Here is a 6270-nt window from a genome sequence, read left to right on the forward strand (position 1 = left end):
AAAAGCCTTGCCGCTCAATCCCCCTGTGGCCCTGAGCTTCTGTGGCCCTTTCCCACTTCCCGCCTTGACCGGCGTGGCGGGATCCGATTATCGTCAGATTCATGAGCGGACAACTTTGCCTCCTGCTGAATCTCGACCTCGGCCTTCTAGCGAACGGCCTGAGCGGATTCGTGGTGGACGCCTGACGGCGGTTGTCTCAATTTTCCATCGAATGAATTTGCCCGGGCCGCACTTGCCGCGACTCGGGTTTTTTTGTGCCCGAATGCATGTGCGGCGGGTGCGATTCCGGGGCTCTGAAGTTTATCTTCTTCCCTTTCCGAGATTGCAGTCCCATGTCTGACCAACCGACACCTGATGCCATGACCCAGTCCGCCGAAGCCTCGTCCTCTGACAACTTGGCCACTCGCCAAATCCGCATCTTCGACACCACGCTGCGTGATGGCGAACAATCGCCTGGTGCCAGCATGAACTTGGCGGAGAAGCTCGAGGTCGCTTCGGCTCTGGTCGATTTGGGTGTCGACATCATCGAGGCCGGTTTCCCAATCGCCTCCCCAGGTGACTTCGAATCCGTCCGGCAAATCGCCACCACCGTTCGCGGTGCCACGATCTGCGGGTTGGCTCGCTGTGCTGAAAAGGACATCGATCGAGCATGGGAAGCTTTGAAGACCGCCCCGCAGGCTCGCATTCACGTGTTCTTGGCCACCAGCGCCATTCACCGCGAATTCAAATTGCGGATGACGCCGGACGAGATTGTCGAACGGGCGGTCGCGGGAGTTCGCCGTGCCGCTTCGCATTGCGACGACGTGGAGTTCTCGCCCGAAGACGCATGTCGGACCGAGCACGATTTCTTGTGCCGCGTGGTCGAAGCCGCGATTGATGCGGGAGCCACCACGATCAACGTGCCCGACACAGTCGGCTACACCACGCCAGGTGAAATCTACGACCGCTTCAAAATGTTGCGGGACCGGGTGCCGAACATGGACAAAGCCGTCTTGAGCACGCACTGCCACGACGACTTGGGCATGGCGGTCGCCAATTCGCTGGCCGCGGTCGACGCGGGCGCCGGACAGATCGAATGCACGATCAACGGCATCGGTGAACGCGCCGGCAACGCGGCGCTCGAGGAATTGGTGATGGCGATGAAGACTCGCCAGGACTTCTATCACTGCCAAACGAACATCAATTCCAAACGCTTGGTCCCCGTCAGTCGTCTGGTCAGCAAGACAACCGGCATCAATGTGCAACGCAATAAAGCGATCGTCGGTCGCAACGCGTTCGCGCACGAGTCCGGCATTCACCAAGACGGGATGCTGAAGGAACGCACCACGTATGAGATCATGTCGCCCGAAGAAGTCGGCTTCACCAAAACCGATTTGGTCTTGGGCAAACACAGCGGACGTGCGGCACTCGCCGATCGAGCCAAACAGTTGGGCATGACGTTGACTGGGGAACAATTGCAAGAAGTCTTCGAGGCATTCAAGGAACTCGCCGACAAGAAGAAAGAGATCTACGACGGTGACATCGTCGCGTTGGTCCAGCAAAAGATCAGCGAGACGGTGGCTCCGGAATGGACGTTGGTCGATTACGAAGTCACCAGCGGCAAGAACCAAACACCAAACGTGCGAGTCACCCTGCGTCGCGACGACCAGGAATTCACCGAGCAAGTTGCACAGGGTGATGGACCGATTGATGCTGCGTTTTGGGCAGTTGAAAAGATCACCGGCATCCAAGTCGTCTGCAAAGACTTTCGAGTCCGCAGTGCGACGCTGGGCCGTGACGCGATCGGCGAAGTCAACCTGGAAGTCGAGCATGAGGGCAAGACTTATCGCGGGACCGGCGTGAGCACGGACAGTGTCGAGAGCACGATCTTGGCCATGCTCAACGCCATCAACCGCATCGTCGCGGGCGTTGCCTCCGACCCCGGCGAACTGCCCCAACCCTGATCGGCCATCCCAAGTTCCACGTAGCTCACTGGGGCCCTCCAGTAAGCCGAGCGCAACCGTAGCTCACTGGGGCCCTCCAGTGAGCCGAGCGCAACCGTAGCTCACTGGGGCCCTCCAGTGAGCCGAGCGCAAATTCACGGTGGGGACCACCGTGCTACGAGTTGGCTGATCTCGCCGTTTGCGATCCAGGTTCTCGGGCCGTTTCTGCTCGCAACATGAAGGATGCTCACGCGTGAATGGATGCGACGCGGACTAGCATTCCAGAGCCACAGGACGGAACAATTGGGGACAATGGTTCTACTCTGATCCACGCGCAACCGTAGCTCACTGGGGCCCTCCAGTGAGCCGAGCGCAAATTCACGGTGGGGACCACCGTGCTACGGGTTGGCTGACTGCTACAGGTTGGCTCGCTTGGACGCTAGCGATCCAAATTTTCGGGTCGTTTCTTTAGCGTCACCTCGACCGTCATCGGTTCGCCATCGCGGGTCAGCTCAACGTTCAACAACGTTCCCTGCCCCAGATTCGCGATCAGACGCATCAGGTGACCAACATCGCTGACTCGAACGCCATCGATCTTCAAAAGGATATCGCCGATTCTTAGACCAGCGATGGCGGCCGGAGAATCTTCCCCCGTCACGCCTGAGATCAACGCACCTCGGACGCGTAAGTCGTCGCCGCGGTGCATCGAGTCGGGAACTTCCGACAACAGCACTCCGAGCCATCCACGTTCGACCTTGCCCGTTTCACGGATGCGGTCGTAGATCTGGCGAGTCACGTTGCTGGGGATCGAAAAGCTGACGCCCTGATACGTGTCGCCCACGATTGCGGTGTTGATGCCGATCAACCGCCCGCGAGCGTCAACGAGCGGACCGCCGCTGTTACCTGGATTCACGGCCACATCGCTTTGCATGAAGTCTTGGTATCGAGCACTGGAACCATGTTGAACGCCAGCCCGGACGACACGGTGCTTGCCACTCAGGATTCCAAACGTGATCGTCCGGTCCAGACCAAACGGGCTGCCGACGGCCCACACGGGTGAGCCGACACGCAGCGCGTCGCTGTCTCCCCAGGCAATCGGGATCAATCCGTCCGCGTCGACTTTTAGCACCGCCAAGTCAGTGGGCATGTCGCTGCCGACCAATGCGGCGGGAAGCCGACGACCATCGCTGAGGGTCACGCTGATCGCGATGCCATCGGCGATCACGTGACGGTTGGTCAGGATGTAGCCACCTTCGTCGATCACCACGCCGCTGCCTTGATCCGACAGCGTGTAGCTATCTTCGCCGAGCAAACGTTGCAGATTGCGATCCTCTTCCGAAACAGAACGCTCCACGTCGATGTGGACCACGGTGGGCCCGACCGCGGACGTGACCATTTCGTAGGCACGGCTGAGTGAATCCAATGAAACGTTGCGAAGACCTTCGACGCCGGTTTCGTTTTCCGCACGCATTTCACCGCGGTGCCAGGCATAGCGAATCTCTTCGACAATGTGTGGGACGCTGTAGCGAGCGAGCAACAACATCAACGCCATCGTGGCCAGCAACGTCAGGCTTTGCAGGATCGGATGCGGCTGCACTGCAGTTTGGCTGCGTTCTGATTCAGAACACCGGTCCGAAACAGGTGGTTTGGAGATCGGTGGCGGTGGTCCGTCAAATTTTTCATCCTGACGCAAATTCGCCGGCAGCGATTCGTTACTTGCCGAGTCAGCTCCACTCGGACTTGAATCGTCTGGCTTCACCGACTCGCGGTTTTCCGCCTCACCATGTTCCGCGGATCCGAACCACTCCGTACCCATCCCATCTTTGGCCGCATTCAGCATGGCGGCCTCGGCGTCTTTGTCAGATGAAAAAACCGAGGGCACGGGGATCGGAGTGATCCCATCGAGCGACATCGGTTCGTCGGAGGGTTTGTCGGTTCGCATGGCCACATTTCCAAAAGGAAGACGCATTCGGCCGAAACCGAAAGCGAGGAGGTGCTGGTCCCCGTGGGAGAGATGCATTCAGGATGGAGATTGATTGTAGCGACCCGACGAAGCGAGACCGTAACAATTTTGTGCCCGACCCGTTCACAGAGGGGTGCGAGGGAGCAAACCGGGGCCGATCACAGCGATTTTTGCGGCTGGAAGGGTACATTCTCGGCCAGAGACGGTCGCAGCAATCTTTTCGAGGGCATCCGTCGGTTTTCAAACCTAAACTTGCTGCGCGCGTTCGATGCGCGGTCAAACAAATTCGACCGAAAAGAGGTCCAAGAATTTGGACTCGATTCGTGCATCCGTTGCTTTGCCGTTAGCCGGAGCAACCCTGCTGTCCCGAACGCGAAAACACCGACTTGCGACCATTGTGGAAAGATTCCACCGCATGGTCTTGTGGAATGTCCGATATCTAGGTGTGTCCCGGACACCGATTGCCTCCCAGCAAGGTTTGCCCAACGCAAACAAGTGGTTCCACGGACGACCAATTTAAAACCAAACCTTCCATGGAGATTCCCTATGAGCCGTTTCCTCGTTCCTGCCGTTTTGGCCTTGGCTGTCGTCGCTTGTAACGTTCAAGAAGCAAGTGCTTTCGGACACCTGAAGTCGTTGTTCGGCGGATGTGACAGTGGCTGCGACGTCGCTTGCGAACCAACTTGCGGTTGCGAGCCAATCTGCGAACCTGTTTGTGGTTGCGAAGTTGTCGAACCTTGCTGTGCACCAAAGCAAGGCTTGCTTCAGCGTTTGTTCGCTAAGAAGCACGGTTGCGACGCTTGCTGCGAGCCAGTTTGTGAGCCTGTCTGCGGATGTGAGCCAGTTTGCGAACCAGTTTGCGGTTGCGAAGTTGTCGACCCTTGCTGCGACAGCGCACCTTGCTGCGATCGTCCTGTAATGGGCTTGTTCAAGAAGCTGTTCAGCCGCAAGAACGCTTGCTGCGACAGCGGATGCGACATCGTTGAGCCAACTTGCGGTTGCGAGTACATCGAGCCTTCCTGTGGCTTCGAAGCACCAGCTTGCGGTTGCGGACACTGATCCGAAGAACCCAACACTGACTCAAATGACTCGGTTCGTGTACGAAGCCACGAACTGAGTCACCCTTGAGATTCCGATTGCCCTCGCGTTTGAAACTTCGGTTTTGAATGCGAGGGTTTTTCTATGCGCGCTCGCAAACACTCAGAAGCAAACCACCCCAGCGCACCGTTTGGTCATTGCTCAAATCCGATCGACAAATCGGGCAAACCGTTCAGCTCTGACATTCCGGACACCAATGCATCTTTCGCGATGCAACCGAGTCCACCGCAATGTTGCCACCGCACCGCGGACAATCCGTTTTTCCGTAGATACGAAAACGCTCGTTGCCAGCCAGCTCTTCCAATGGTTTACCAGCCTCTTTGGTGGCGACGGTGATGATGCGACCGTGCTTCAGCCCCAATTTCATCATCTTGACCAGTGATTTCCAAAGCCGCGTGAATTGGTATGGCGTGAGTTTGTTGCCGGGAATGTGAGGGTCCAACCCGGTCTCGAACAAGGCTTCGGCTCGAAAGATGTTCCCCACGCCAGCGACAATGGATTGATCCAGCAACAGGCCGCCGATGGGTTTGCCGCTTTTTGAAATCACCGACCACACGTCGGTCTTTTTGCCACCATTCAAAGGGTCAGGCCCCAAGGAATCCCGAATTGATTGCTGGGCTTCCTGATCGATCAACCGACACTGGCTCGGGCCGCGAAGATCCAACGTGTGCGTCGGGCTGATCGCTCGCAAGCGGACTTGTCCCCGCGGCGGTTCGGGCGGCGAAGCTTGTTCGGCGTAGCTTCCGTAACGTCCCAAGTGGACGTGAACGATACGGTTCCCCTCGAACTCGTAGAATAGATGTTTACCAGCCGCTTGCACTGATTCGAGCACGCGGCCGCTGACGGCACCGGCTCCATCGCTGAACCGACCTTGCGGACTGGAGACATACAACCGTTCCCCCGCGTAGCGCTGATTGTGCTCACGAGCTAGATAGTGAGTCTTGTGTCCTTCAGGCATGACAGACTGACGCGGTGGCTTGGACGGACGAGAACGTTGGCAGCCGACTGTAGCCAGGCGTCTAGCGGCCTGTTAATTCTGTCGTCTACCGAATGAAAACAATTAGCCGATGGGCGTTAGTCCCGCCTGTTCAATCTTTGGGGTTGCAGGTCGAGGACACGGTGCAACTTTTGTCACCTCTCCCTCAACTTCGTTGGGGGAGAGGTCAGGCGCGGCGTTCAGCCGTCGTCTGGGAGAGGGGGCGAATCCCCTCAGGTTGAAAACTGCAACGCCAATTAGCGACGCAAATTGCGTGAATGCCCCCTCACCCGAGCAACGCCTGAAGGGCG

4 protein-coding genes are annotated in these 6270 nt (G+C 57.9%); 2 read left to right on the plus strand and 2 right to left on the minus strand.

The window, feature by feature from the left end; all coding sequences use genetic code 11:
* Positions 1-332: 332 nt before the first annotated feature.
* Positions 333-1943, plus strand: coding sequence for a 2-isopropylmalate synthase (locus tag RE6C_RS27690; protein WP_008662060.1), 1611 nt, complete (start codon positions 333-335; stop codon positions 1941-1943).
* Between the two features lie 418 nt (positions 1944-2361).
* On the opposite strand, the gene RE6C_RS27695 is transcribed toward RE6C_RS27690, so the two are convergent.
* Positions 2362-3891 carry a S1C family serine protease gene (locus RE6C_RS27695; protein WP_008662062.1) on the minus strand — a complete coding sequence of 510 codons (1530 nt, stop codon included), beginning with the start codon at positions 3889-3891 and terminating at the stop codon, positions 2362-2364.
* 540 nt (positions 3892-4431) lie between these two features.
* On the opposite strand from RE6C_RS27695, the gene RE6C_RS27705 reads away from it, so the two are divergent.
* A complete protein-coding gene (locus tag RE6C_RS27705) occupies positions 4432-4944 on the plus strand; it encodes a keratin-like protein (protein WP_007330420.1) in 513 nt (170 codons plus the stop codon).
* Positions 4945-5155: 211 nt separating this feature from the next.
* Here RE6C_RS27705 and RE6C_RS27710 read toward each other — a convergent pair whose 3' ends face one another.
* Positions 5156-5941, minus strand: coding sequence for an Fpg/Nei family DNA glycosylase (locus RE6C_RS27710; RefSeq protein ID WP_008662065.1), 786 nt, complete (start codon positions 5939-5941; stop codon positions 5156-5158).
* Positions 5942-6270 lie beyond the last annotated feature (329 nt).

This window comes from Rhodopirellula europaea 6C (assembly GCF_000338295.1).
Classification (GTDB): domain Bacteria; phylum Planctomycetota; class Planctomycetia; order Pirellulales; family Pirellulaceae; genus Rhodopirellula; species Rhodopirellula europaea.

Excerpts from the sequence above, each read along its gene's own strand:
- RE6C_RS27705 (WP_007330420.1), top strand. The coding sequence starts at position 4,432 with ATGAGCCGTTTCCTCGTTCCTGCCGTTTTGGCCTTGGCTGTCGTCGCT.
- RE6C_RS27690 (WP_008662060.1), top strand. The coding sequence starts at position 333 with ATGTCTGACCAACCGACACCTGATGCCATGACCCAGTCCGCCGAAGCC.
- RE6C_RS27695 (WP_008662062.1), bottom strand. The coding sequence starts at position 3,891 with ATGCGTCTTCCTTTTGGAAATGTGGCCATGCGAACCGACAAACCCTCC.
- RE6C_RS27710 (WP_008662065.1), bottom strand. The coding sequence starts at position 5,941 with ATGCCTGAAGGACACAAGACTCACTATCTAGCTCGTGAGCACAATCAG.